General features: G+C 72.0%; 22 protein-coding genes. 1 reads left to right on the plus strand and 21 read right to left on the minus strand.

Annotated elements, in window-relative coordinates:
* Window positions 1-25: 25 nt before the first annotated feature.
* From dnaE to mraZ, 21 genes are all read right to left on the minus strand, one after another.
* On the minus strand, window positions 26-4,732 hold the full coding sequence (gene dnaE / locus FXF60_RS04945) for a DNA polymerase III subunit alpha (protein WP_151524155.1): 4,707 nt from the start codon (window positions 4,730-4,732) through the stop codon (window positions 26-28).
* Window positions 4,733-4,783: 51 nt separating this feature from the next.
* On the minus strand, window positions 4,784-5,713 hold the full coding sequence (locus FXF60_RS04950; RefSeq protein ID WP_192796613.1) for an RluA family pseudouridine synthase: 930 nt from the start codon (window positions 5,711-5,713) through the stop codon (window positions 4,784-4,786).
* A gap of 2 nt (window positions 5,714-5,715) precedes the next feature.
* Window positions 5,716-6,267 (minus strand): signal peptidase II, encoded by a 552-nt coding sequence (gene lspA / locus FXF60_RS04955; protein WP_238335710.1) that lies wholly within the window; start codon window positions 6,265-6,267, stop codon window positions 5,716-5,718.
* On the minus strand, window positions 6,240-6,620 hold the full coding sequence (locus FXF60_RS04960; protein WP_238335711.1) for a TraR/DksA family transcriptional regulator: 381 nt from the start codon (window positions 6,618-6,620) through the stop codon (window positions 6,240-6,242). Before FXF60_RS04960 ends, lspA begins: the two co-directional genes overlap by 28 nt.
* A 265-nt stretch (window positions 6,621-6,885) precedes the next feature.
* Entirely contained in the window at window positions 6,886-7,872 is a 987-nt protein-coding gene (locus tag FXF60_RS04965) for a DivIVA domain-containing protein (RefSeq protein ID WP_151524158.1), read from the minus strand.
* A 109-nt stretch (window positions 7,873-7,981) separates the two neighbouring features.
* The gene (locus FXF60_RS04970) at window positions 7,982-8,266 is read right to left on the minus strand and encodes a YggT family protein (RefSeq protein WP_151524159.1); all 285 of its coding nucleotides are present in this window, start codon (window positions 8,264-8,266) and stop codon (window positions 7,982-7,984) included.
* Between the two features lie 61 nt (window positions 8,267-8,327).
* Complete coding sequence (locus tag FXF60_RS04975; RefSeq protein WP_151524160.1) at window positions 8,328-8,837, minus strand: cell division protein SepF; 510 nt, start codon at window positions 8,835-8,837, stop codon at window positions 8,328-8,330.
* Between the two features lie 61 nt (window positions 8,838-8,898).
* Entirely contained in the window at window positions 8,899-9,633 is a 735-nt protein-coding gene (locus tag FXF60_RS04980) for a YggS family pyridoxal phosphate-dependent enzyme (protein ID WP_151524161.1), read from the minus strand.
* A 2-nt stretch (window positions 9,634-9,635) separates the two neighbouring features.
* The gene (gene pgeF / locus FXF60_RS04985) at window positions 9,636-10,403 is read right to left on the minus strand and encodes a peptidoglycan editing factor PgeF (protein WP_151524162.1); all 768 of its coding nucleotides are present in this window, start codon (window positions 10,401-10,403) and stop codon (window positions 9,636-9,638) included.
* 13 nt (window positions 10,404-10,416) lie between these two features.
* Entirely contained in the window at window positions 10,417-11,709 is a 1,293-nt protein-coding gene (gene ftsZ, locus FXF60_RS04990; RefSeq protein ID WP_151524163.1) for a cell division protein FtsZ, read from the minus strand.
* A 128-nt stretch (window positions 11,710-11,837) separates the two neighbouring features.
* Complete coding sequence (locus tag FXF60_RS04995; RefSeq protein ID WP_151524164.1) at window positions 11,838-12,635, minus strand: cell division protein FtsQ/DivIB; 798 nt, start codon at window positions 12,633-12,635, stop codon at window positions 11,838-11,840.
* Complete coding sequence (gene murC, locus FXF60_RS05000) at window positions 12,632-14,140, minus strand: UDP-N-acetylmuramate--L-alanine ligase (RefSeq protein WP_151524165.1); 1,509 nt, start codon at window positions 14,138-14,140, stop codon at window positions 12,632-12,634. The genes FXF60_RS04995 and murC overlap by 4 nt, the downstream gene beginning before the upstream one ends.
* Window positions 14,137-15,261 (minus strand): undecaprenyldiphospho-muramoylpentapeptide beta-N-acetylglucosaminyltransferase, encoded by a 1,125-nt coding sequence (gene murG, locus FXF60_RS05005; RefSeq protein WP_238335712.1) that lies wholly within the window; start codon window positions 15,259-15,261, stop codon window positions 14,137-14,139. Before murG ends, murC begins: the two co-directional genes overlap by 4 nt.
* Window positions 15,258-16,583, minus strand: a complete 1,326-nt coding sequence (locus tag FXF60_RS05010; RefSeq protein ID WP_151524166.1) for a peptidoglycan glycosyltransferase FtsW — start codon at window positions 16,581-16,583, stop codon at window positions 15,258-15,260. Before FXF60_RS05010 ends, murG begins: the two co-directional genes overlap by 4 nt.
* Window positions 16,580-18,133, minus strand: coding sequence for a UDP-N-acetylmuramoyl-L-alanine--D-glutamate ligase (gene murD / locus FXF60_RS05015; protein WP_151524167.1), 1,554 nt, complete (start codon window positions 18,131-18,133; stop codon window positions 16,580-16,582). The genes FXF60_RS05010 and murD overlap by 4 nt, the downstream gene beginning before the upstream one ends.
* Window positions 18,130-19,245, minus strand: coding sequence for a phospho-N-acetylmuramoyl-pentapeptide-transferase (gene mraY / locus FXF60_RS05020; protein ID WP_151524168.1), 1,116 nt, complete (start codon window positions 19,243-19,245; stop codon window positions 18,130-18,132). Before mraY ends, murD begins: the two co-directional genes overlap by 4 nt.
* Window positions 19,245-20,720, minus strand: coding sequence for a UDP-N-acetylmuramoyl-tripeptide--D-alanyl-D-alanine ligase (locus FXF60_RS05025; protein WP_151524169.1), 1,476 nt, complete (start codon window positions 20,718-20,720; stop codon window positions 19,245-19,247). Before FXF60_RS05025 ends, mraY begins: the two co-directional genes overlap by 1 nt.
* Window positions 20,717-22,621 carry a peptidoglycan D,D-transpeptidase FtsI family protein gene (locus FXF60_RS05030; protein ID WP_151524170.1) on the minus strand — a complete coding sequence of 635 codons (1,905 nt, stop codon included), beginning with the start codon at window positions 22,619-22,621 and terminating at the stop codon, window positions 20,717-20,719. The genes FXF60_RS05025 and FXF60_RS05030 overlap by 4 nt, the downstream gene beginning before the upstream one ends.
* A gap of 15 nt (window positions 22,622-22,636) precedes the next feature.
* A complete protein-coding gene (ftsL, locus tag FXF60_RS05035) occupies window positions 22,637-23,080 on the minus strand; it encodes a cell division protein FtsL (RefSeq protein ID WP_151524171.1) in 444 nt (147 codons plus the stop codon).
* On the minus strand, window positions 23,077-24,087 hold the full coding sequence (gene rsmH, locus FXF60_RS05040) for a 16S rRNA (cytosine(1402)-N(4))-methyltransferase RsmH (protein WP_151524172.1): 1,011 nt from the start codon (window positions 24,085-24,087) through the stop codon (window positions 23,077-23,079). Before rsmH ends, ftsL begins: the two co-directional genes overlap by 4 nt.
* 183 nt (window positions 24,088-24,270) lie before the next feature.
* The gene (gene mraZ / locus FXF60_RS05045; RefSeq protein ID WP_192796614.1) at window positions 24,271-24,702 is read right to left on the minus strand and encodes a division/cell wall cluster transcriptional repressor MraZ; all 432 of its coding nucleotides are present in this window, start codon (window positions 24,700-24,702) and stop codon (window positions 24,271-24,273) included.
* A gap of 383 nt (window positions 24,703-25,085) precedes the next feature.
* Between mraZ and FXF60_RS05050 the strand changes: the two genes are divergently transcribed.
* Window positions 25,086-26,063, plus strand: a complete 978-nt coding sequence (locus FXF60_RS05050; protein WP_151524173.1) for an AAA family ATPase — start codon at window positions 25,086-25,088, stop codon at window positions 26,061-26,063.
* The last annotated feature ends 2 nt before the right edge of the window (window positions 26,064-26,065 follow it).

Genomic DNA, 26,065 nt, shown 5'->3' on the forward strand with positions numbered 1-26,065 from the left:
CTACCCCGGCCTCCGGCGGGTGCGGCTAGTTGCCGACGCTGGAGGGACCGAGGAGCGCCTTGAGGTCGCCGAACAGCTCCGGGGTCGCGGTGACCCGCAGGCTCTCATCCAGCTTGAGCAGCACGGTCCGCCCCGGCTGGGTGAGCTTGACGTGCACGTCGGTGGCGCCCGGGTGGTCGGCCAGGACGCCCTTGAGCTTGTGCGCCAGCCCGTCGGTGACCCGGGTCAGCGGCAGGTTGAGCACCACCGGGCCCCGGGGGCCGGCCTTGATGTCCGGCAGCGTCATCTCGTTGGCCATCAGCTCGGTCGACTCGTCCTTCTTCAGCCGGCCCTTCACCACGACGACGGTGTCCTCCGCGAGCATCGTGGAGATGGTCATGTAGGTCTTCGGCCAGAAGACCACGTCCAGCGACCCGGCCATGTCCTCGACCGAGGCACGGGCATACGGGTCGCCGTTCTTGGTGCGCTTGAGCTGCAGGTTGGTGATCAGCCCCGCCACGGTCACGAAGTCGCCGTCCTTGGCACCGTCCTCGCCGACGAGCTGCAGGATGGAGGCGCTGGCGTGCTGGGACAGGATGTGCTCGATGCCGTTCAGCGGGTGGTCGGAGACGTAGAGCCCGAGCATCTCCCGCTCGAACGCGAGCCGCGCCGTCTTGTCCCACTCGATCCCCGGGATGGGGGGCAGGGTCACGATCTGCACCGCGTCGCCCTCGCCCTGCTCGTCGCCGAAGGAGAAGCCGGAGAAGAGGCTGTCCTGACCGATCGCCTCCTGCTTCTTCTCGTCGGCGAGCGCCTCGACATACCTCTCGTGGACGGTCACCAGACCCTGGCGGGTATGCCCGAGGCTGTCGAAGGCGCCGGCCTTGCACAACGACTCGATCGTGCGCTTGTTGCACACGACGGCGGGGCACTTGCGCAGGAAGTCCTCGAAGGAGGTGAACGCCCCCTTCTCCTCCCGGGTGTCGACGATCGCCTGGACGACGTTCGCCCCGACGTTGCGGATCGCCTGCAGACCGAAGCGGATGTCGTCGCCGACGGCGGCGAAGGTGCCGATCGACTCGTTGACGTCCGGCGGCAGCACCGGGATCTTGAGGCGGCGGCACTCGGCGAGGTAGAGGGCGGTCTTGTCCTTGTCGTCGCCGACACTGGTGAGCAGCGCCGCCATGTACTCGGCCGGGTAGTTGGCCTTGAGGTAGGCCGTCCAGTAGGAGATGACGCCGTAGGCCGCGGTGTGCGCCTTGTTGAAGGCGTAGTCCGAGAAGGGCACGAGGACGCCCCACAGGGCGGCGACCGAGGCCTCGGTGAAACCGTTGCTCTTCATCCCCTCGGAGAAGGGGATGTACTCGGCGTCCAGCACCTCCTTCTTCTTCTTCCCCATCGCGCGGCGCAGCAGGTCGGCGTTGCCCAGGGTGTACCCCGCCAGCTTCTGGGCGATCTCCATGACCTGTTCCTGGTAGATGCACAGACCGTAGGTCGTGCCCAGGATGGGCTCGAGAGCTGCCTCCATCTCCGGCTGCAGCTTGCCCTTGAGCTCGGGGTCGAGCGGGGTGTTCTCCTGCTTGCCGTTCTTGCGGAGGGCGAAGTTGGTGTGCGCGTTGACGCCCATCGGACCCGGGCGGTAGAGCGCGAGCGCCGCGGAGATGTCCTCGAAGTTGTCCGGCTGCATGAGCCGGAGCAGCTGCCGCATGCCGTTGCCGTCGAGCTGGAAGACCCCCAGGGTGTCGCCGCGACCGAGCAGCTCGTAGGTCCGGCCGTCGGTCATGTCCTTCGACAGCGCGTCCAGGTCGATCTCCTGGCCGCGGTTGTCCTTGATGTTGTGGATCGCGTCGTCCAGGACGGTGAGGTTGCGAAGGCCGAGGAAGTCCATCTTGACCAGCCCCAGCGACTCGCAGGTGGGGTAGTCGAACTGGGTGATGATCTGGCCGTCCTGGTCGCGGCGCATGATGGGGATGACGTCGATCAGCGGCTCGCTGGACATGATGACGCCGGCGGCGTGCACCCCCCACTGCCGCTTCAGCCCCTCGAGCCCGGTCGCGGTGTCGAAGACCTCGGCGGCGTGCTCGTCGTCGGTGAGCAGCTCGCGGAACTCGCCGGCCTCGGCATACCGCTTGTCCTGCGGGTCCTGGATCCCGGCCAACGAGATGTCCTTGCCCATGACCGGGGGCGGCATCGCCTTGGTGAGCCGCTCCCCCATCGCGAACGGGAAGCCCATGACCCGGGAGGCGTCCTTGAGCGCCTGCTTGGCCTTGATGGTGCCGTAGGTGACGATCATCGCGACCCGCTCGTCGCCGTACTTCTCGGTGACGTAGCGGATGACCTCGGAGCGGCGCCGGTCGTCGAAGTCGACGTCGAAGTCCGGCATCGACTTGCGCTCCGGGTTGAGGAAACGCTCGAAGATCAGGCCGTGCGGGATCGGGTCCAGGTCGGTGATGCCCATGGCGTAGGCGCACATGGAGCCGGCACCTGAGCCGCGCCCGGGCCCGACCTTGATGTTGTTGTCCTTGGCCCAGTTGATGAAGTCGGCGACGACGAGGAAGTACCCGCAGTTGTGGACCGCGACGGCATCTGCGACATAGGTGTGGTCACCGGAGACGGTCAGGTTGTAGACCGTGCCGCTGTAGGGCTTCTGATCGACAGATCGCACCCTGACCCACCATCGTCCATCGACCAGGCGGGCGTTGTAGGGGTTCTTGGTCGCGTTGGGTACCCAGAGAACCTTGCATGTTCGCTGGCTCGGGCTGTGCTGAATTGTGGCCCATTGTCCGAGGCTGAGGATCAGGGACCGGAGCTCCCGCGCCAGGGTCGGATTCACGGTGGTCACCATGTGACGACCACGGTCCACGTGGCCGTCACCCTCGCGCCAGCCGTCGATGAAGGCCCATATGCCCTCGTCTGGCACGGATCGCACCCAGGACCCGACGTGCTTGTTCCGGACACCTGCTCCGAACAGGTGGCCGAGGAGCAGCGCCAAAGGATGATTGGTGAGCATGACCACCACACCCTGGTGATGCGGCGAGCCTGACGAAGCCTTGGTGTAAACCCGTGGGCGCCCCAGGTCCAGCGCCTCGATGACCGAGCAGAGGCGAGCGACTGCTGGTTCGTCCTTGTGGAGGGTCCAGCCGATCTGCCCGGGATTCACGTCGCCGTGGGGATCGTAGACATGACCCTCTGCGACCCATAGCCCGAGGAGCCACATCAACTCTGGGGACCACTCGATGTGCGACGGCAAGCCGCCGTGATTCGCTCGGGCTGCCCTCCGCTCCCCACGACCCATCCTCATGACCCTGCCGTCGCTCTCCGCGATCTCCCAGCCGACGCTGCGCATGAGCCCCACCAGATCGAACGGCGCGTAGTCCCCCCGCTCAGGCTGAGGGAGGAGCAGTTCGTCACCCGGAGCGACATTCTGCGCCTCGACCCACCCCTTCCGAGCCACGAGGAACGGGTGCTCCGAGGTTGCGCTGATCGGCCAAGGTTGGCCGAAAGGCTGGATGCAATGTATGTCCTCAGTGACCTGACGGGACAGCACCTTCTCCACGGTGGCACGCCGTCCCCGGTAGTTCCACGTGCTGATCGACGTGACCTCATCACCCTCGTCGATCTCGTCGATACGCTGCCATGACCCGTCCGCCATCAGGACGGGCGTCTCGGGTGTGAAGCAATACCCCTTCTCCATGATGACGCCCGACTCGTACTCCGCCTGCTTCCGGGCGTAGTCGGGCACTCCCTCGGGGAAGCGACGCTGCAGGCCGGTCTCGACCTCCTTGATGAACCAGCTGGTCTCGTCCTCCCCCTCCGGCACCGGGAAGCGCGGCATGTAGCGCCCCTCGCCCTCGGTGAAGGAGATGTCGCAGCGGTCGGCGACCAGGAGCGTGTTGTCGCAGGCCTCGGGCAGCTCGCGCCACACGTCGCGCATCTCGGCGGCGGTCTTGAGGTAGTAGCCGTCACCGTTGAACTGGAACCGGTTCGGGTCCTGCATGGTGGAGCCGGACTGGACGCAGAGCAGGGCCGAGTGGGCCTTGGCGTCCTCCTGGTGGGTGTAGTGCAGGTCGTTGGTCGCCAGCAGCGGCAGCGAGAGCTCCTTGGCGAGCCGGAGCAGGTCCTGGCGCACCACCCGCTCGATCTCGATGCCGTGGTCCATCAGCTCCAGGAAGTAGTTGTCCGCACCGAAGATGTCCTTCATGTCCGAGGCGTACTGGACGGCCTGGTCCCACTGCCCCAGCCGCAGCCGGGTCTGGATCTCGCCGGACGGGCAGCCGGTGGTGGCGATCAGCCCCTGCCCGTAGGTCTCCAGCAGCTCGCGGTCCATCCGCGGCTTGAAGTAGTAGCCCTCCATCGAGGCGAGCGAGGCCATGCGGAAGAGGTTGTGCATGCCGTTGTTGTTGCGGGCGAGCAGCGTCATGTGGGTGTATGCACCGCCGCCGGAGACGTCGTCCCTCCCGCCGTCGCCGTACTTCACCCGTGTCTTGTCGGTGCGGTGCGTGCCGGGGGTGACGTAGGCCTCGAGCCCGATGATCGGCTTGACGTCGTACTGCTGCGCGGTCTTCCAGAACTCGTAGGCCCCGAAGATGAACCCGTGGTCGGTGGTCGCGATGGCCGGCATGCCGAGCTCGGCGGCCTTCTCGAACATGTCGGTGATCCGCGCCGCACCGTCGAGCATGGAGTACTCGGTGTGGTTGTGCAGATGGACGAAGTTCTGCTCTCTTCGGACCGGAGTGCTGGCTGCGGCTGACATCAGGACGTGATCCTAGTTCGCCCCGCTGACACCCCGGCGACCCCGGTCCGGTCAGCCGCGGACACGCTCGAGCGCCCGCTCCAGGTCCTCCGGGTATGCCGACGCGAACCGCACCCGCTCCCCGCTGCCGGGGTGGTCGAAGGCCAGCTCGGTGGCGTGCAGCCACTGCCGCTCCAGCCCCAGGGCGCTGGCGAGGGTGGGGTCCGCCCCGTAGGTCAGGTCGCCGCAGCAGGGGTGCCGCAACGCGGAGAAGTGCACCCGGATCTGGTGCGTGCGCCCGGTCTCCAGGTGGATCTGCAGCAGGCTGGCCCGCCGGTGCGCCTCCAGCAGCTCGTAGTGGGTGATGCTGGGGCGACCGCTGGTCATGACCGCGAAGCGGTAGTCGTGCCCGGGATGGCGGCCGATCGGCGCCTCGATCGTCCCCTCGTGCGGGTCCGGCAGCCCCTGGACCAGCGCGTGGTAGGTCTTGTCGACGACGCGGTCGCGGAACGCCTGCTTCAGCACGGTGTAGGCACGCTCGGACTTGGCCACGACCATGAGCCCGCTGGTCCCCACGTCCAGCCGCTGCACGATGCCCTGCCGCTCCGGCGCACCGGACGTGGAGATCCGGTAGCCCGCGGCGGCCAGCCCTCCGACCACGGTCGGGCCGGTCCAGCCCACGCTCGGGTGCGCCGCGACGAAGGCCGGCTTGTCGACGACCACCATGTCGGGGTCGTCGTGGACGATGCGCATCCCCTCGACCGGCTCGGCCACGACGTCCAACCCCGCCGGAGATGCCGCCGGTGGCAGCTCCACCTCGAGGAAGGCGCCGGCGGTGAGCCGGTCGGACTTCCCGACGACGCGACCGTCCACCTGCACCAGGCCCTGGCCGGCCAGCGACGCCGCCCGGGACCGGGACAGCCCCAGCAGCCGCGGCAGGGCGGTGTCGACCCGCTCCCCCTCCAACCCGTCGGGCACGGTGAACGCCCGTGACTCGGGCACGCTCACCGGGCCTGCTCCATGTCCTCGTCGTGCTCCTGTCCCTCGCGCGTGCCGTCCGGGTGGTAGCCACGCAGCGAGAGCAGGATGATCAGACCCGCGGCCGTGGTCACCCCGATGTCGGCGACGTTGAAGACCGGGAAGTTCGGCAGGGCGAGGAAGTCGACAACGTGCCCCAGCCCGACCGACGGTGGTCGGACGTAGCGGTCGACGAGGTTGCCCACCGCACCGCCGAGGAGCAGACCCAGGGTGAGGCCCCACCCCAGGCTGCGGGTGCGGAACGACTGGCCGATGATGGCCAACGACACCAGGGTCGCGATGGCGGTCACCACGCCGGTCCAGCCGGTGCCCAGGGAGAAGGCCGCACCGGAGTTGTAGGTCAGGTGCAGCTGCAGCAGCTCGCCGACGAGCGGCACCGACTCGCCGCGGGTGAGGGCCGCCTCGGCCCACGCCTTGGTGGCCTGGTCCAGGCCCGCCCAGAGCAGGGCGACGACGAGCACCACGACGGTGCGCCGGGGAGGACGGTCGGTCAGCGGCGTTCCTGCTTCTGCTTGCATGTCATGCATAGCGTCGCACGAGGAAAGGCCTGCAGCCGCATCTTGCCGATCGGCGTCCCGCAGGACTCGCAGTCTCCGTAGGTGCCCTGCTCGATCCGGTCCAGCGCGTGCGTGTTCTGGTCGATGAGGTCGCGCGCGTTGTTGGTGACGGAGAGCTCGTGCTCGCGCTCCCAGGTGGCTGATCCCGCGTCCGCCTGGTCGTCCCCGGCACCGTCGCCGAAGGCCCGGCCCCGCTCGAAGAGGTCCTGCTCGGCCTCCGCGACCTCGGCCCGGAGACGCTCGATCTCCCCCTCCAGCTCGCCTCGCAGCTCGGCCACCTCGGCGGCGCTCCACGGGCTCTCGCCCTCGCGCACGCTCAGTGCCGTGTGCTCACCCTTCGTCCGGCTCCCCCGCGACGCGCGCGTCGTGCTGCGGGAGCCCCCCTTTTTCGCCGTCGTGGCCACGGTCGTCCTTCGTTCGACAACTGCGCCCGCCCCACAGGGGACGAGCGATGGTGGCGGCAGGATAGAACACGCGTGCGGCGTTGACAACGCAGGATGCCGGGTGTCACCGGGCGGGTATGCCAGAGCGCCCCCGTCGCACTCGCGGCGGGGGCGCTCCCTGGTGGTGTCCCGGGGCTCAGTCGCCCTGACGGGTCGTGCCGTCGAGCCGTTCCATCTGGTCGGTGAGGAAGGCCCGCAGCCGCTGCCGCAGGTCGTTCTCCTGGGTCTGCAGACCGCTGATCGTGGAGGCCAGCGCGGACTCCTGCCCGTGCAGGTCCTCCAGCACGCTGGTCCGCTGGCTCTCGGCCTCGCTGATCATCTGGTCGTGGTTGCTCTGGCCCTCGCCCACGAGCCGGTCGCGCTCCTGCTCCCCGGTGCTGACCAGCTCGTCGTGCTGGGCCTGACCCTCCTGGACCAGCCGGTCGTGCGACTCCTGCCCGGTGCGCAGCAGCTCGTCGTGCTGGGCCTGACCCTCGTGCACCAGCCGGTCGTGCGACTCCTGCCCGGTGCGCAGCAGCTCGGCGCTGCGCTCGTCGGCCTCCGCGACCACGCTGGCCTTGTAGCCGTCGCCCTCCTCGATGAGGCGGGCCTTGGCGCTCTCACCCTCGGCGACGTGCTGGTCGTGCAGGCGCTGGGCTAGCGAGATGATCGAGCTGGGGTCCTCGCCCCCGGCCGCCGAGACCTCGGCGTCCGGCTGGTCGGCGCCGACAGCGGCGACCTGCTCCATCGAGGTGCGCAGCTCGTCGCGCTCCTGCTCGACGCCGGCGACCCGCTCCTGGGCCTGCGCGAGCTGCTGCTCGGCGGCGGCGCGGGCCTCCTGGCACTCGGCGAGCTGGCGACGCAGGCTCTCGACGTCGGAGTCAGCACCGGCCGGGGCCGCCGCGTCGGCGTCCCGCGGGTCGAGCTGCTCGTCGGTCGCGGTGCTCGCCGCCCCCGCCATCGAGCCGCCACCGGCGCGGCAGTCCTCGAGGTCGGTGCGGAGCCCGTCGTTCTCGGCCACCAGCCGCCGCAGCTCCACCACGACCTCGTCCAGGAAGTCGTCCACCTGGGTCTCGTCGTAGCCGCGCCGCAGATGCGTCGCGCTGAAGCTCTTCTTGATGACGTCCTCGGGGGACAGCGCCATGTTTCACCTCACGTTCGCAGGGAACCACCGCCCGGACCCGTCTCACGTGCCGGGCGGGTGGTGACGTGCCGGGATGCACGATGTCCAGCGAGCACTCTAACGCACGTGCTCAGAAGGGCAGGGAGAGCGCCAGACCGCGGGCGATGCCGACCGCGATGATGAGGACGAGGAAGCCGAGGTCGAGTGCGACGCCCCCGATCCGCAGCGGCGGGATCACCCGGCGCAGGGCGCGCAGCGGCGGGTCGGTGAGGGAGTAGATGCCGTTGGCCAGGACCAGCACGGGCCCCTTCGGGCGCCACTCGCGGGCGAAGACCTGCACCCAGTCGAAGACCAGCCGCGCGATGAGGACGAAGAAGTACAGGTTGAGCAGGAGCGCGAGGATCGAGCCGATCATGCGTCCACCCTACGCGAGCAGGCTGGGAGGTCGCGGTGAGCCGGCGGCGACGCGGGCCCGGTCAGCTCTGGTTGAACGGACCCTGCGCGCCGCGGGTCTGCTCGGCCGGCGTGCCGCCGTCGACCTCGACGAAGGACGGGCTGAGCAGGAAGACCTTGCTGGTGACCCGCTCGATGCTCCCGTGCAGGCCGAAGGCGAGCCCGGCGGCGAAGTCGACCAGCCGCTTGGCGTCGGAGTCGTCCATGTCCGAGAGGTTCATGATGACCGGCACCCCGCCGCGGAAGGCCTCACCGATCGTCTTGGCCTCGTTGTAGGTGCGGGGGTGGATCGTGGTGATGCGGTTCAACTCGCCGACCTCCGGCTCGCGGACGACCTGGGAGACGGGGGTCCGGGTGGGCAGGGTCGCCACGGACGTGTCGCCCGCGCCGGCGTCCTCACGCAGCTGACGCACGGTCGCACCACCGGTGCGCTGCTCGGGCGACTCCTCGGCGTAGGTGTCGTAGTCGTCGAAGCGCTCGTCGGACTCGGCGAGTCCGAGGTACTCCATGGTCTTGCGCAGTGCCCCGGCCATGTGTGCGAGCTCCTAGGTGCTGACGGGCGGTAGTCCCGTGGTGGATCGGACGTCACCGACGCTACCGCTGCGCGGGTCGAGAACCGAGGATTGCGCTCCCGACACGCAGGTGTGTCGCGCCTGCCGCCACGGCCGCCTCGAGGTCGCCGCTCATGCCGGCCGACACCCAGGTCGCCGCGGGGTGGATATGCCGCAGCCGCCCCCCGATCTCGACGAGGCGCCGGAACGCCTCGAAGGTGCCGTCCTCGTCCAGCTGGGGCGGGGCGATCGCCATCACCCCGCGCAGGGTCAGGTGCTCGGCCGCCGCGACGGCCTCGGCGAGCGCGTCCAGCTCGCCCGGGACGGCACCGCCGCGGCCGGCGTCCTCGCCCTCCCCGAGGTCGACCTGCAGCAGCACGTCCAGCGGCCCGGTGGCTGCACGCGCGGCCACGGCCTCGGCGCGACCCGTCTCCAGCGAGCGGACCAGGCGGGCCCGGTCCACGGACTGGACGACGTCGGCATACCGCGCGACCCGCTTCGCCTTGTTGGTCTGGAGCTGTCCGACGAAGTGCACCCGCAGTCCCGCCCGGGTCGCCGGGGCCAGCGCACCGACCTTCTCGCCCGCCTCCTGGTCCCGGCTCTCGCCGATGTCGCCGACCCCGTGCGCGGCGAGCGCCTCGACGTCGTCGGCGGGGAAGAACTTCGTGACGGCGACGAGGGTCAGCTCGTCCGCGGACCGTCCTGCGGTCCCGCACGCCCGTTCCACGCGGCGGCGCACCTCGGCCAGGCGCGCCGTCAGCTCCTCCTCACGCGCCACGGCTAGGCCACCCGCTCCGGTGGCAGCAGCCGGACCACCCCGGCGAAGCGTCCGGTCCTGCCGTCGCGGCGGTAGGAGTAGAGGTCCTCGCGCTCCCGGGTGCAGCCGGGGAGCCACCGCACCGAGACGTCCAGGTCACTGTCCGCCAGCTGCTGCACCACGCCGGCGGCCACGTCCACGGCCGGCGTGCCGGACCGCGACACGCTCACCGCGGACGCGACCACCGCCGCCGCCTGGTCGCGCAGCGCGGCCGGCACCTCGTAGCACCGGGGGCACACCGAGGGCCCGACGACCGCCTCCAGCTGCGTGGCACCGAGGTCGCGCAGCGCCTGCACCGCCGCCGGCACGACCCCGGCGACCAGGCCGGGACGACCGGCATGCACCGCCGCCGCCAGCCCTTCGGTGCGGTCGACCAGGAGCAGCGGGACGCAGTCGGCGACCAACACCACCAGCGCCTCGTCGGTGCTGCCGGTGACCAGGGCGTCGGCGGCGGGGACGCCCTCCTCACCGGCCCCGGAGGTGGCGGGGGTGAGCGCGACCGCGCTGCCGTGCTGCTGGTCCATCAGCCGCAGGTCGGCCACGCGCAGGCCCAGCTCGTGCGCCAGCCGGTGCCGGTTGGTGCTGACCGCCTCCTCGAGGTCCCCGACGTGCGCACCGAGGTTGAACGAGGCGAAGGGAGCCAGGCTGGACCCGCCGTGCCGGTCGGTCACCGCCCACTCCACGCCGTAGCGGTCGCCGGTCGGCTCGAGGCGCTCGCGCCAGGTGAACACGGGCGCCGTCGCCTTACTTGAGGAAGTCGGGCACGTCCAGGTCGTCGGAGTCCTCGAAGGTCACCTGGCGGGGCGGCTGCTGCACCGGACGCTGGGGGGCCGCCGTCCGGGCTCCGTCGTCGTCGGTCTGCTCCTGGCCCGGCTGCGCGGCCTCACCGCCACCCTGGGCGGGCTGGCCCTGCTGGCCGGCGCCGGGCGCCACCTGCTGGTCGGCCTGGGGCTCCGGACGCGGCTGCTGCTGGCCTGCCGCGGGCCGCTGCTGCGGCTGTGCCGGGGACCCGCCGGCCTGCTGGCGGTTCGCCCCGCCGGCCTGCACCTGCCCCAGCGCACGCTCGTTGCCCTCGCCGCGGCCCGGCGGCACCCCACCGTCGAAGCCGGCCGCGATGACGGTGACCCGGACCTCGTCGCCCAGGGAGTCGTCGATGACCGCCCCGAAGATGATGTTGGCCTCCGGGTGCGCGGCCTCCTGCACCAGCCGGGCAGCCTCGTTGATCTCGAACAGCCCGAGGTCGGAGCCACCCTGGACCGACAGGAGCACGCCGTGCGCACCCTCGATGCTGGCCTCGAGCAGCGGTGAGGAGATCGCCAGCTCGGCGGCCTGCACGGCGCGGTCCTCGCCGCGGGCCGAGCCGATCCCCATGAGCGCCGAACCGGCACCCTGCATGACCGACTTGACGTCGGCGAAGTCGAGGTTGATCAGGCCGGGTGTCGTGATGAGGTCGGTGATGCCCTGCACACCGGACAGCAGCACCTGGTCCGCGCTGCGGAAGGCATCCAGCATGGACACCGTCCGGTCCGAGATGGACAGCAGCCGGTCGTTGGGGATGACGATGAGGGTGTCGACCTCGTCGCGCAGCGAGGCGATCCCCGACTCGGCCTGGTTGGCGCGACGGCGGCCCTCGAAGGTGAACGGTCGGGTCACGACACCGATGGTCAGCGCACCGAGCGACTTGGCGATCTTGGCCACGACCGGGGCACCGCCGGTGCCCGTGCCGCCACCCTCACCGGCGGTGACGAAGACCATGTCCGCGCCGCGCAGCGCCTCCTCGATCTCCTCGGTGTGGTCCTCGGCGGCCCGCCGGCCCACCTCCGGGTCGGCACCGGCACCGAGGCCGCGGGTCAGCTCCCGACCGACGTCCAGCTTGACGTCGGCGTCGCTCATCAGCAGGGCCTGGGCGTCGGTGTTGATGGCGATGAACTCGACACCCTTGAGGCCGACCTCGATCATCCGGTTGATGGCGTTCACGCCACCCCCGCCGATGCCGACGACCTTGATGACGGCCAGGTAGTTCTGCGCTGCGGACACGATGGACCTTTCGGGAACGGGTGCAGGTGCGATGCATGGTTAGCGGTGCGTGAGCGCGAGCATACGCGGGGAGTCGGCGAGGCACCCCCAGGGTGAACCTCGACCTCAGGTCGAGGGTCGAGGTCGGCTCAGCCGGTGGCCTCGGGCAACCCGGTGACGACCGGCGTGCCGGGGATCCGGACGTCGATCGTCATCGCCAGCGCACCCTGCGGATCGATCGTCTCCTGCCCGATGAGGGCGGTCACGACGTTCCACTTCTTCTCGTTGTCGGTGGGGCTCCCCCACACCAGGGTCACCTGGCCGAGATCCATCTCGATGGAGCCGTCGCTGCCGACGGCCGGTGCGCCGAGATCGCCCTCGAGGGTGTCCGGGTCAGGTCGCATCCGCCACAGCTCGGCCAGCCCGGTGACCGTGTCGCTGTCCAGCTCGGTGGGGTCGGAGCGCAGGGTGATGAGCGGCAGCTTCTTGCTGGGCCGGTCCACCTGCTCGTAGATGACGCCGGAGGCGTCCGCCAGCCAGGTGGTGCCACCACCGCGCAGTGCCACGGCCGGCTCGCGCTCGGTGACGACCAGGGTCACCGAGGAGGGCCAGTCGCGCTCGACCTCGACGGCCGCGATGCGCCGGTCCTCGAGCACCCGGTCGCTGACGCGACCCTCGGACACCCTGGCCAGGGGGCGCCCGTGCGGGATCTGGGCGTGCTGCAGCGCGCTCTCCGTGACCTCCTCGCGGGCACCGGTCGCCTGCAGGTCCTTGACCACGAAGGCGGCGGAGAAGAAGAACAGGAAGACCATGGCCGCCGCCGCGGCCAGCACGACGGCCGTCCAGGTGAGCAGCGTCCGGCGACCGACACCGGCCATCCTGCGGCGGACGGCCCCGCCGCGTCGCTCGGGGCCGGCTCCGCGGCGCCAGGGCAGGGTCAGCTTCACGGCAGCACCTCCGGCGCCGGGTCGCGGCGGACGGCATCCTCCAGCAGGGTGAGCAGCTGGGCCCCGACCTGGGTCACGTCACCGGCACCGATCGTCACCACCAGCGTGTCCTGCTCGTCCGCGAGCAGCTCGGCCAGCGCCGGAGCGGCCTCGGCCACCGAGCCCACCTCCCGGACGTCGGGAGCCGCCTCGCCCAGCCCGCGGAGCCCCCGCGCCAGCAGACCGGAGGAGATGTCGGGATAGTCCTGCTGACGCTCGCGGGCGGCATAGACCGGCAGCAGCACGACCACGTCGGCGGCAGCCAGCCCGTCCACGAAGCCCTCGGCGAAGTCCCGGGTGCGCGAGAACAGGTGCGGCTGGAAGGTCACGACCAGGCGCCGGCCCGCGGCGGCGGCGCGGGCCGCGCGCACGGCTGCAGCCACCTTGGACGCGTTGTGCGCGTAGTCGTCGACGACCTCCACCGCGCCGCTGGCGCCGACCCGCTCGAACCGTCGGTGCGCCCCGGCGAAGTGCTCCAGGCCCTGCGCCGCTGCCTCCAGCGGCAGCCCGAACCCGGCGCCGGCCACCAGCACCGCGGCGGCGGCGTTGTGGACGTTGTGCTCACCGGGCACGGGGAGCCGCAGCCGGAGGGACGTCCCCGCGGGGATCGCCGCCGTGTCGGTGCCGAAGGTGAGCGTCCCGGTCGAGCTCGTCCCCTCGCTGCGCACGTCGTCGAGGCGGACGTCGACGTCGGTCCCGTCGCGGCTGCCCCAGGTGAGCACCCGCACCCCGGTGTCCGCGGCGTGCCGAGCCAGGCGCGCAGCACCCTCGTCGTCGACGCTCGTGACGAGCAGACCGCCGGGGGCGATGGTCGACACGAAGTCGCGGTATGCCTGCTCCACCGCCTCCGCGTCGCCGTAGAAGTCGAGGTGGTCCGGCTGCACGTTGGTCACCACGGCGACCTGGGGCCGGTAGGTGAGGAAGCTGCCGTCGCTCTCGTCCGCCTCGATGACGATCGGGTCCGCCCCCGAGCCCGGCGCGGAGCTGACCCCGCTGCTCGCGAGCGGCGCGCCGATGACATACCCGGGGTCGGCGCCCGCCGCCTGCAGCGCGGCCACCGTCAGGGCGCTGGTCGTGGTCTTGCCGTTGGCCCCCGCGACGGCCACCGCGAGCCGACCGTGCAGCAGCGCGGCGATCCCCTGCGACCGGTGCAGCACCCGCAGCCCCGCCTGCCGGGCGGCGACCAGCTCGGGGTTGTCCTCACGGATCGCGCTCGACACCACGACCGTGCGCGCCTCGCCCAGGTGATCGGCGTGGTGGCCGACGTGGACCCGGGCGCCGGCCTGCTCCACCGACCGCAGCGTCGGGCTGTCCTGCTGGTCGGACCCGGACACCGGCACACCGCGCGCCAGGAACATCCGGGCCACTCCGGACATGCCCGAACCACCGATCGCGATGAAGTGCACGCCGCCGAGCTGCTCCGCGGGCGGCACCGGCAGGGTGAAGTCGAAGCGGGAGCTGCTCATCCGTCGTGTCCCGCCGCCCGCAGGATGAGGTCCACCAGCCGGTCCGCGGCGTCCCGGTCACCGTGCTCGGCCGCGGCGGCCGCCATCTGGGCCACCCGGGCGCCGTCCAGCACGAGCGGCAGCACCACGGCGCGGACCCAGTCCGGGGCGACCACGGCGTCGTCCACCAGCAGCCCGCCGCCGGCTTCGACGACCTCCCGGGCGTTCAGGCGCTGCTCCCCGTTGCCCACCGGGAGCGGGACGTAGATCGCCGGGACCCCCACCGCGGCCAGCTCGCAGACGGTCCCCGCCCCGGCCCGGCACACGGCCAGGTCGGCGACGGCGTAGGCCAGGTCCATCCGGTCGGAGTAGTTGCGGGCGACGTACCGCGCCCCGGTCGCCGCGTCGTCTGCGGGAGCGGTGACGTCCTTGCCGGCCCCGGTGAGGTGCAGCACCTGCACCCCCGCCGCGAGCAGGTCGGCTCCGGCTGCCGCGAAGGCCTCGTTCAGCCGCTGCGCACCCAGCGAGCCGCCGAAGACCAGCAGGGTGGGGCGGTCCGCGTCCAGCCCGAACTCCTTCATCCCCTCCGCCCGCAGCGCGTCCCGGTCCAGGGTGCGGATCTCCTCGCGCAGCGGCAGTCCCACCCGGGTGGCGTGCGGCAGCTCGGTGGAGGCGAAGGTCGTCGCCACGTGCCGGGTGAAGCGGGCCCCCAGCCGGTTCGCCAGCCCGGGCCGGGCGTTCTGCTCGTGGATGACGATCGGCACGCCGGCTCGGCGTGCCGCGAGGTAGGCGGGGGTGGCGACATAGCCGCCGAAGCCCACGACCACCTGAGCGTCCACAGCCGTGAGTGCCCCGGTGGCGCTGGCCACCGCCCGCCGCAGCGCCGGCGCGAAGCGGAGCACGGCGGCATCCGGTCGCCGTGGGAAGGGCACCTTGGGCACCACCGTCAGGGGGTAGCCACGCTCCGGGACGAGGCGGGCCTCCAGGCCCTCCGCGGTGCCCAGGACGACGACCTCGCAGCCGGGGACCCGGCGGCGCAACGCGTCGGCCGTCGCCAGCAGCGGGTTGACGTGACCGGCGGAGCCACCCCCCGCGAGCACGACGCCCAGCCCCCGCGCGCCGGCCTGCGAGCTCCCGCTCACCGCCGCCCGCCCGGGCGTCCGCCGGCCCGGGCTGCCGGTCGGGTCCGTCCGCGACGCGCCACACCCACGCTCGGCACGGCCGCCAGGGTCCGCCGCAGCGGCCCGGTGCGGCGGCGCAGCGCGTCGTCCGCCCCCGGCAGCGACCGGGCCAGGGAGAGCAGCAGGCCGACACCGATGAGGGCGGCGATGAGCGCCGAGCCGCCGCTCGACACCAGCGGCAGCGGCACCCCGATGATCGGCAGCATCCCGATGACCGACCCGATGTTGAGCAGCGCCTGACCCAGGAACCAGACCATGATGCCCGCGGCGGCCAGCCGGGTGAAGCCGTCGGTGGCCTGCGTGACGATCCGGAAGCAGGCATACGCCAGGACCGCGAAGAGACTGAGCACCGCCAGGCTGCCGGGCAGCCCGAGCTCCTCGCCGATGATCGCGAGGATGAAGTCGTTGTGCGGCTCCGGGAGCAGGCCCCACTTCTCCCGCGACTCCCCGAGGCCGAGGCCCCACCAGCCGCCGTCGGCCAGGGCATACTCCGCGTGCACCTTCTGGAAGCAGCCCTCCACCTGAGGGCTGTCGCAGATGCCGCCGATCCAGGTCTGGATGCGCTGCATCCGGTTGGCGCTGCCCGCGGCCAGCACGGCGACCCCGACCCCGCCGACCGCGCCGAGCCCGACGAACCAGCGCGCCGGGAGCCCGACCGCCCACAGCAGCCCGGCGATGATCGCCAGCAGGATCAGGCCGGTGCCGAGGTCGCGGCCCTGGAGGACCAGACCGAGCAGCAGCAGGCCGAACGGGAAGATGAGCGGCACCGCGGCGTGCACCGGCTTGTAGATGACCCGGCGCTTGGCCGCGAGCACGGCGGCGCCGAAGACCACCAGCGCGATCTTGCCGAACTCGGCGGGCTGCAGCGAGAAGCCCGCGACGGAGAGCGAGTTGCGGTTGCCCTGGAACTCGATGCCGAGCGGGGTGAAGACGGCCAGCTGCAGCGCCAGCGCGAGGAAGATGCCCGGCCACGCCAGCTTCTTCCACACGGCCACCGGCAGCCGGGACCCGACCACGGCCAGCGCGATGCCGGCCACCCCGAAGACGAGCTGGTCGAGGAAGACGGTGTAGGAGTTGCCGTTGTCGCGGTAGGAGCCGACGCTGGACGCGGACAGCACCATGACCAGACCGAGGCCGGTCAGCACCGACGCGGAGACCAGCGCGAGGTAGTAGGGGGCGACCGGCGAGCGCAGCCACTCCCCGACCGACTGCACGCTCCAGCCCTGGGTGACGCCGGCGGCGGCCCCAGCCTTGCCCCGCGGGCGGTCCAGGATGGTGGTCACGACCCGCCCTCCCCGAGGGCTCGCCGCACCGCGGCGGCGAAGACGTCCCCGCGGCTGCCGTAGCTGGGGAACATGTCGAGCGAGGCGGCCGCCGGGGACAGCAGCACCACGTCGCCGGGGGCCGCGAACGCGGCGCACCGCGCCACGACGTCGTCCATCACCCGGTCCACGGCAGCCATGTCTCCATGGTCGGTGACACCGGCGTCGTGGACCGGCACATCGGGCGCGTGTCGGCGCACCGCCTCGCCGATCCGGTGGCGGTCGGTCCCGAGCAGCACCACGGCCCGCAGCCGTGGCGCCACCTCGGCCACCAGGTCCTCGACCTCGGCACCCTTGAGCTGGCCGCCGGCGACCCAGACGATGTGCGGATAGGCGCGCAGCGCGGCGAGCGCGGCGTGCGGGTTCGTGGCCTTGGAGTCGTCCACCCAGGTGACGCCCTCGTGCTCGGCCACGATGCTCGTGCGGTGGGCGTCGGAGCGGAACCGGCGCAGCCCCTCGCGGACCGCCGCCGGCGTGATCCCCGCGGCGCGGGCCAGGGCGGCGGCCGCGAGCGCGTTGGCGACCAGGTGCGGAGGGGGCGCGCTGCTGCCGTCGCCGCCGGAGGCGCGGGAGAGGTCGGCGAGGGTGCCCAGCTCGGCGGCCGAGGTGCGGCGTTCCTCGACGAAGGCACGGTCGGCGAGGACGTCGTCCACCAGACCCACCATCGACAGCCCCGGCGTGCCGAGGGTGAAGCCGACCGCCCGGCATCCCTCCACGACCTCGGCCTGCTCGACCATCGCCTCGGTGCGCGGGTCCTGGACGTTGTAGACGCACGCCAGCTGGGTCCGCTCGTAGATCTTCGCCTTGTCCGCGGCATACGCCTCCAGCGACCCGTGCCAGTCCACGTGGTCAGGGGCCAGGTTGAGGACGCACGAGGCCAGCGGGCTGATGGTGTGGGTGAAGTGCAGCTGGAAGCTGGACAGCTCGACGGCCACCACGTCGTAGGGGTCGGGGTGCTGGACCGCGTCGAGCACCGGGACGCCGACGTTGCCGGTCGCGATCGCGCGCAGCCCGGCCGCCTGCAGCATCGAGGTGAGCAGCTGCACCGTGGACGTCTTGCCGTTGGTGCCGGTGACCACCAGCCAGGGCGCGGCCCCCACCCGGGGGCGCAACCGCCAGGCGAGCTCGATCTCGCTCCAGACGGGTATGCCCCGTGCCGCCGCCGCGGCCAGGACCGGGTGGTCCGGACGCCAGCCGGGGGAGGTGACGACGACGTCGACCTCGAGGTCGACCTGCGCCGCACCATCGTCCGCGGGCACCGCCGCCATCGCCGGCCAGGCGGCGGTGTGCTCCGCCCCCCGGCGCACGTCCGCCCCCAGGATCCCGAGGATCCCCGCCTGGGTCTCCTGCTTCTGATCGCCCTGCCCCGCGTCGACGACGGTGACCTCCGCGCCGTGCTGCAGCAGCGCGTCCGCCGCGGCGAAGCCGGTGACACCGAGCCCGGTGACCAGGGCGCGCAGGCCGGCCCAGTCCGCGTCCCGGTGGGTGAGCTGGTCGAGCGGTACGCTCACAGGTTGGCCACCCACTCGCCGTAGAACAGGCCCAGGCCGACGGCGACGCAGATGCCGGCGATGATCCAGAACCGGATGACGATGGTCACCTCGGCCCAGCCCAGGAGCTCGAAGTGGTGCTGCAGCGGAGCCATCCGGAAGACCCGTTTGCGGGTCATCTTGAAGCTCGCGACCTGGATGATGACCGACAGCGTGATCATGACGAACAGCCCGCCCAGCACGGCGAGGAGCAGCTCGGTGCGGGTGGTGATGGCCAGCCCGGCCAGGCCCCCGCCCAGGGCGAGCGAGCCGGTGTCACCCATGAAGATCTTGGCCGGCGAGGCGTTCCACCACAGGAAGCCGAAGCAGGCGCCGGCGACCGAGCAGGCGACGACCGCGAGGTCGAGCGCGTCGCGGACGTCGTAGCAGTTGGGGCCGGGGGCGAGCTGGCAGTTCTGGTTGTACTGCCAGATGCCGAGCACCGAGTAGGCGGCGAAGACCATGACCGAGGCCCCGGTCGCGAGCCCGTCCAGGCCGTCGGTGAGGTTCACGCCGTTGGAGGCCCCGGCGATGAGGATGTTGGCCCAGATGATGAAGAGGATGACGCCCAGCACCGGGCCGGCGAAGGCGAGGTCGATCGGGGTGTCGCGGACGAACGAGATCGCGGTGGAGGCGGGCGAGCGGGTGCTGTCGCCCTGCAGCAGCAGGGCGCAGAGCGCGAAGACGATGGCGACGACGGTCTGCCCGGTGAGCTTCTCCACCGAGGTGAGGCCCAGGCTGCGCTGCTTGGAGATCTTGGTGTAGTCGTCGAGGAAGCCGATCAGCCCCAGCCCGGTGATGAGGAAGAGCACGAGGATCGCGCTGAGCGTGAACCGGGAGTGGGTGACCTCCAGGATGCCGGTGACGTCGAGCAGGATCAGCAGCAGGTGGGACAGCACGTAGCCCACCAGGGTCGCGCCGATGATCACCGCGCCACCCATGGTGGGCGTGCCGCGCTTGGTGTGGTGCGAGGTGGGTCCGTCGTCGCGGATGAACTGGCCGTAGCCGCGGCGCACGAGGAACCGGATGAACAGCGGCGTGCCGAAGAGTGCGCAGATCATCGCCACCGCCCCGGCCAGCAGGACGTTGACCATCAGTCGCTCCGCCCCGCGAGCTCGTCCCCGAGCACGCGCAGCCCGGAGTCGCGGCTGCTCTTGAGCAGCACGACGTCGCCCGGCCGCAGCAGCCCGTCGAGCAGGGTCCGGGCCTCGTGCCGGTCGGCGACGGAGCTGGCCCGCGCACCGCCGTCGGCCTGGTAGGCACCGGCCGCCGGGGCGGCGAGCTCCCCGACCGTCACCAGGTGGTCCACGCCCAGCCGGGCGGCGTGCCGACCGACGCCCTCGTGCTCGGCGTCGCTGTCGGCACCCAGCTCGAGCATGCCGCCGACGACCGCGACGGCGCGGCCGTCCGGCCCGCGCATCGCGGCCAGGCTCTCCAGCGCCGCGCGCATCGACTCCGGGTTGGCGTTGTAGGCGTCGTTGACGACGGTGACGCCGTCCGCGCGCTCGGTGACCTCCATCCGCCAGCGGGAGCGCGAGGTCGCGGCACCGAGGGCGGCCGCGACCTGGTCCCACGGCATACCCCACTCGTGCGCGACGGCCGCGACGGCGAGGGCGTTGCCGACGTGGTGCACACCGACGAGCTGCAGCTGCACCGGGACCCCCTGCCCGGGTGTGCCCAGGCCGGGGGCGTGCAGCACGAACGAGGCGCGGCCCCGGTCGTCGGTGCGCACGTCGACCGCCCGGACGTCGGCGTGCTGGGCCAGGCCGACCAGCCGCACCCGCGCGCCGGCCTCCTCGGCGCGGCGCCCCATCGTGGCGACGAGCGCCTCGTCGTCGGCGTTGAGCACCGCCAGCCCTCCTGCGGGCAGGGCCTGGACGAGCTCGGACTTGGCCTCCATGATGGCGGCGCGGGAGCCGAACTCCCCCAGGTGCGCCGAGCCGACGTTGAGCACGACCGCCACCTCGGGCGGGGCGATCGCGGTCAGGTGCGCGATGTGACCGGCGCCGGAGGCGCCCATCTCCGCCACGAGGTATGCCGTGTCCTCGGTGAGGCGGCAGACCGTCAGCGGCACGCCGACCTCGGAGTTGTAGGACGCCTCGGGCGCCAGGGTCGGCCCCAGCGCGGGCAGCACCTGCGCCATCAGGTCCTTGGTGGAGGTCTTGCCGGAGGAGCCGGTGATGCCGACGATGCGCAGTCCGCCGGCGGCGGCGCACCGGTCGACGACCTCCCGGCCTAGCGCGGCGAAAGCCCTGGTCACGGCGTCGTAGGGCGGCCGGTCCGGTCGTGCGGAGAGCCGGTCGGGGTCCTCCTGCACCACCACGCACGGCAGCCCGTCCACGACCCGGTTCGTGAGCGCCGCGACGGCGCCCCGCTCCGCCGCGGCCGCCACGAAGTCGTGACCGTCGGCGCTCTCCCCGCGACGGGCGACGTAGAGACCGTGCTCGGACACCTCGCGGGAGTCGGTGACGACCGGGCCGGTGACGCCCAGCTCGGCCACCTGAGGAGAACCCGGGTGAACCAGACCGCCGGTCACGCGCGCGACCTCACCAAGGGTCAGGGGGATCACCCATCGGTCCTTTCGTCCTTGATGGCGAGATCACCCAGTGTGACATTCTCCTGACCCGGCACCTTCTCGTCGGGATCGAACTCGATCTCCACCTGCGTCGGCGGGGTCGTGGCGGGCGCGATGCCGTCCCGCTGCAGGGCGTAGCGCATGAGGTCGGAGAAGACAGGTCCGGCGATGACACCGCCGTACTCGCTGATCCGGGTCGGCCGCTGCACGACCACGGCGACGGCGTACTTCGGGTCGTCGGCCGGCGCGAACCCCATGAACGAGGACGTGACGCCCCCCTCGTAGCGACCGGTGTCCGGGTCCACCCGGCTGGCAGTGCTGGTCTTGCCGGCGACGTGGTAGCCGGGGATGGCGGCCAGCGGCGCGGTGCCCTCGGTGGAGGGGATCGACTGCATGATGTCGGTGAGGGTCTGCGAGGTCTCGGGTGAGATCACCCGCTCGCCACCGGCCTGCTCGGCCTCGGTGTAGCGGCCGTCCTCGTCGACCGTTCCGGCGATGATGCTCGGGGGCACCATGACGCCGTCGTTGGCGACGGCCTGGAACACCCCGAGCTGCTGCAGCATGGTGCCGGACAGGCCCTGCCCGAACATGAACGTGTAGCGCGTGGTGGCGCTCCAGGTGGAGGGCTCGGGGACGAGTCCGGGTGACTCACCGGGCAGGCCGAGCCCGGTGGGCTCACCGATGCCGAAGCGACGCATCCAGTCGTAGAGCTGCTGGTCGGAGAGCTTCTCGCCGTAGAGGATGGTCCCCATGTTGGAGGACTTGGCCAGCACCCCGGCGAACGTGAGGTACCACGTCGGATGCGGTTCGACGTCCTTGAAGCGCGACCCGCCGCGGCTCATCGTGACCGGCACCTCGATCGGCGTGTCCACCTCCGCGATGCCCTGCTCGAGGGCGGCTGCCGCGGTGATGAGCTTGGAGGTGGACCCCGGCTCGTAGACGTCCTCGATCGCGGCGTTGCGCATCGCCTCGGCACTCTGCGTGGTGTCCGAGGGGTCGAAGCTCGGATAGCTGGTCAGGGCGCGCAGCTCCCCGGTCTCGATGTCCATCACGGCGGCGTAGCCGGACACCGCGCCGGCCTCCTCGACCCGGGTGCGGAGGGCGTCGTAGGCCCGCCACTGCAGGTCCGCGTCGAGGGTCAGCCGCAGGTCCTGCCCGGGCTGCGCCGGGTCCTCCTCGTAGACGCCGGTGGTGATGATCTCGCCGTCCCGGCCGACCTCGTAGACCGCCTCCCCGGGCTGTCCCGTGAGCGCCTCGTCGTTGACGAGCTCCAACCCGCCGGCCGGCATGTCGCCCGAGCCGATCCATCCGAGGAGGGGGGCGGCCGCCTCGCCGAGCGGGTAGTCGCGGCGCATGAACTCCTCGACGTCCACGCCCCGGATCCCTGCCGCCTTGATCTCCTGCCACTGCTGCGGGGAGGCGTCGGCGACGAGGATGGTGTACTGCTCCCCCAGCGGCTCGGTGAGCCGGCGGGTCAGCTCCGTCGCGTCGGCGCCGGTGATCTCGGCGATGACGTCCGCGGCGGCGGTGAACCCCTCGCCGACGACCTCGGTCTCGCCGTCCGGCCCCTTCTCGGTGCGCTTGTAGTCCACGACGAGCGTGGGGTCGGCGATGATCCGGCGGCGCTCCACGCTGACCGCGAGCTGCTCACCGTCGACGTCGGTGATGCTGCCCCGGGCCGCGGGGATGGCCTTGGTCGTCAGCCGCTGCCCCAGGGCGGCGGCCGAGACGCTGGCGGCGTCGAGGCCCTGCAGCCGCACCAGCTGGGCGGCGAAGAGGCTCAGGACGATGAGGACGCCGAGCATGAGGGTCCGGGCCCGGCGGGCGGGGTGCGCGACCCCGGCCGCGACGGCCCGCGGAGAGGTGGGGCGTCGACCGCTGCGTGGTGCTGCCACGGTGCCAACCCCTTGTCAGTCGTCCTTCGCCGGTGCCGTGCCCGTCGAGGGCAGATCAACGGTAAGCGTGCGCGAGCCGTCCACCTTGGACGCCACGCCGGTGATGGAACCGTCGGACAGCCGCAGCGTCGCCGTCGACGTGGACGGGACCATCTTGAGCTTCGTCGCGGCCCGGGCCAGGTGCTCGGAAGACTGCTTGCCGGCCAGCTCGTCGGCGAGCGTCACCTTCTGGTCGTGCAGCGCGGTCGCCTCGACCTCCAGCCGGCTGAGCACGTAGGAGCCTTCGGCGCGCACCGTGTTCAGCACCAGGACGGCGGTGAAGGTCAGCGCGACGAGGAGCGCACAGAGCAGACGGAAGCCGTGGTTGGCCGAGGCGGGAGCGGCGTCGACCGCGCGGGCACCGACGCGGGGCGTGGTGGCGAGGCGGCCGAGCCGGGCCGACAGGGTCATCTGGCTCATGGGTTCTCCTCACGGGTGGTGCGGGTCGTCTGGTCGGGAGTGGGGCGGGTGCGCTCGGCGGCGCGCAACCGGACCGATGCGGATCTGGGGTTGGCGGTGCGCTCGGTGTCGTCGGCCCGCTCGGCGCCGCGGGTCAGCAGGCGCAGCCACGGCTGCTGCTCGGGCAGCTCCACCGGCAGTCCGGGCGGGGCCGAGCTGGTCGCCCCCGCGGCCAGGGCACGCTTGGTGATCCGGTCCTCGAGGGAGTGGTAGGACAGCACCGCGACCCGTCCACCGACCTCGAGCGCGTCGAGCGCCCGGGCCACGCCGGACCGCCAGGTCGACAGCTCGGCGTTGACCTCGATCCGCAGCGCCTGGAAGGTGCGCTTGGCCGGGTGCCCGCCGCTGCGCTGCGAGGCCGCGGGCACGACGTCGTGGAGCAGCTCGACCAGGCGCGCCGAGGTGGTGAACGGCTCCTGCTCCCGGCTGCGGACGATGGCCCGGGCGATGGGACGGGCGAAGCGCTCCTCGCCGTAGTCCCGCAGGATGCGCTCGAGGTCCCGGGCGTCGTCCTCGTTGAGCACGTCGGCGGCGGTGCGACCGACACCCTGGTCCATCCGCATGTCCAGCGGGCTGTCCGCGCGGTAGGCGAAGCCGCGATCCAGCTCGTCCAGCTGCAGGGAGGAGACCCCGAGGTCGAAGAGGACGGCGTCGGCCCGGTCCAGACCGAGGTCGGCCAGGGTGGCCGGCAGGTCGTCGCTCACCGCGTGCACGCCGCGGAACCGGTCCCCGAAGGGCGCCAGTCGGCCGGTCGCGAGCGCCAGCGCCTGCGGGTCGCGGTCGATGCCGATCGCGACCGCCTCGGGGCAGGCCCGCAGGACCGCCTCAGCGTGGCCCCCCATCCCCAGGGTGCCGTCGACGTAGACCGACCCGGGTCGCTGCAGCGCGGGGGCGAGCAGCTCCACGCACCGGGCGACCAGGACCGGCACGTGCCGGTCCTGCGCCTGTCGCTGCGTCTGCGCCGCCATCCGCCTTCTGGTCCCTGCACCCGGATCGACCGGCCGGCTCCCTTGCCCTGGTCCCCCACCGTCCACCGGTGCCTCCGGCCCGGGGGAAGACGGGTCGGCGGTCGGTCTGCGGTCCGGCTCCGGGGAAGAGGAGCCGGGACGCTGGCGGACGGGGGGAGGCCGGGGCACGGGGTGCTCCGGTGGTCACATCAGTCCAGGGACCACCTCCTCGGAGAGCTCGGCGAAGGACTGCTCGTGCTGCTCGGTGTAGCTGGACCAGGCGTCGGTGTCCCAGATCTCCAGCCGGTTGCCGGCGCCGATGACCGTGCAGTCACCGCTGAGACCGGCATACGTGCGCAGCAACGGCGGCACGGTGACGCGACCCTGCTTGTCGGGGATCTCGTCCGAGGCGCCGGAGAGGAAGAACCGCTGGTAGTCGCGCACCGTCTTGGAGGAGGTCGGGCTGTTCTGCCACTGGGCGACGATGCCGTCGAAGTCGCCCTGGGTGAAGACGTAGAGGCAGTGCTCCTGGCCGCGGGTGATGACCAGGCCTCCGGCCAGCCGCTCGCGGAACTTCGCCGGGAGGATCATCCGCCCCTTGTCGTCGAGCCGCGGGGTGTAGGTGCCGAGGAACAGCACGTGCACCACCCCTTCCGTCGTCGCGGGCCCGACCACCTCGATCTGCCCCCCACTCTACTCCACTTTCCCCCACTTCTGCGACCACCTGGGCCGGATCATCGCATACAGATCCACGTCGTCGCAGGTCAGCGGAGGTGGTGGTGGGTGGAGGGAAGAGGTTGCCGCGGCCCTGCTCGATGCGGCAGCACCCCACCCGGCGCGAGGGCCCCTCGGAGAACACCGCAGGTCAGCAGGGGTATGCGCGGCCGCGGCCGACTCGTCATCGCGTCGAGGCGAGGGGACCGGGCGGCCGGTGGGGGGAAGTGGAGCGACGGGGGTCGAGGGTGGCCCGGGTGCCGACCCTCAGCACGCGGCACCGGGGAGTTTGGCAAGATCGGGGCATGTCTACGCTCTCCCCCTCCCCCGAGGCCGTCGACCTGGACGCCGTGAAGTCCGTGGCCGGTTCCGTGCACCGCGCGATCGCCACCGTGATCGAGGGCAAGGACGAGGCGGTGGCGACCGCGGTCACCGTGCTGCTGGCCGAGGGCCACCTGCTCGTGGAGGACGTGCCCGGGGTCGGCAAGACCATGCTGGCCAAGGCGCTGGCCCGCGCGATCGACTGCCGCGTGAGCCGGGTGCAGTTCACGCCCGACCTGCTCCCCAGCGACATCACCGGGGTCAGCGTCTACAACCAGGACACCCGCGCCTTCGAGTTCCGCCGCGGCGCCATCTTCGCCAACGTCGTGGTCGGCGACGAGATCAACCGCGCCTCCCCCAAGACGCAGTCCGCGCTGCTGGAGTCGATGGAGGAGCGCCAGGTCACGGTGGACGGTCAGACCTACCCGCTGCCGCGGCCGTTCCTCGTGATGGCCACCCAGAACCCGATCGAGATGGAGGGCACCTACCCGCTCCCCGAGGCGCAGCGGGACCGTTTCATGGCCCGGATCTCGATGGGCTACCCCAACGCCGCCTCGGAGATGGCCATGCTCGAGTCGCACGGCGGGGTCAGCCCGCTGGACGACCTCTCCCCCGTGACGACGGCCGCGGACGTGCAGCAGCAGATCGAGAACATCCGCGGCCTGCACATCGCCCCGGCCCTGCGGCAGTACGTCGTCGAGCTGATGGCGGCCTCCCGCGCCCACCGGCTGCTGCGGCTCGGCGCCTCGCCCCGCGCCGGCCTGCAGCTGCTCCGGGCGGCCCGGGCGCACGCCGCTCTCGCCGCCCGGGACCACGTGCTCCCCGAGGACGTGCAGGCGATGGCGGTGCCGCTGCTCGCCCACCGCGTCCTCCCGACCGGCGAGGCCTCGTTGGCGCACCGCGCCACCGCCGACATCGTGCGCGACCTGGTGGAGCGCACGACGGTCCCCTCCGGCCGGTGACC

It is taken from the genome of Serinicoccus kebangsaanensis, from assembly GCF_008919445.1.
GTDB lineage: Bacteria > Actinomycetota > Actinomycetes > Actinomycetales > Dermatophilaceae > Ornithinicoccus > Ornithinicoccus kebangsaanensis.

What these genes read in the sequence shown, in the direction of transcription:
- dnaE (WP_151524155.1), bottom strand. Translation starts at nt 4,732, where the DNA reads ATGTCAGCCGCAGCCAGCACTCCGGTCCGAAGAGAGCAGAACTTCGTC.
- lspA (WP_238335710.1), bottom strand. Translation starts at nt 6,267, where the DNA reads ATGCAAGCAGAAGCAGGAACGCCGCTGACCGACCGTCCTCCCCGGCGC.
- FXF60_RS04965 (WP_151524158.1), bottom strand. Translation starts at nt 7,872, where the DNA reads ATGGCGCTGTCCCCCGAGGACGTCATCAAGAAGAGCTTCAGCGCGACG.
- FXF60_RS04970 (WP_151524159.1), bottom strand. Translation starts at nt 8,266, where the DNA reads ATGATCGGCTCGATCCTCGCGCTCCTGCTCAACCTGTACTTCTTCGTC.
- FXF60_RS04975 (WP_151524160.1), bottom strand. Translation starts at nt 8,837, where the DNA reads ATGGCCGGGGCACTGCGCAAGACCATGGAGTACCTCGGACTCGCCGAG.
- murC (WP_151524165.1), bottom strand. Translation starts at nt 14,140, where the DNA reads ATGAGCAGCTCCCGCTTCGACTTCACCCTGCCGGTGCCGCCCGCGGAG.
- mraY (WP_151524168.1), bottom strand. Translation starts at nt 19,245, where the DNA reads ATGGTCAACGTCCTGCTGGCCGGGGCGGTGGCGATGATCTGCGCACTC.
- ftsL (WP_151524171.1), bottom strand. Translation starts at nt 23,080, where the DNA reads ATGAGCCAGATGACCCTGTCGGCCCGGCTCGGCCGCCTCGCCACCACG.
- rsmH (WP_151524172.1), bottom strand. Translation starts at nt 24,087, where the DNA reads ATGGCGGCGCAGACGCAGCGACAGGCGCAGGACCGGCACGTGCCGGTC.
- FXF60_RS05050 (WP_151524173.1), top strand. Translation starts at nt 25,086, where the DNA reads ATGTCTACGCTCTCCCCCTCCCCCGAGGCCGTCGACCTGGACGCCGTG.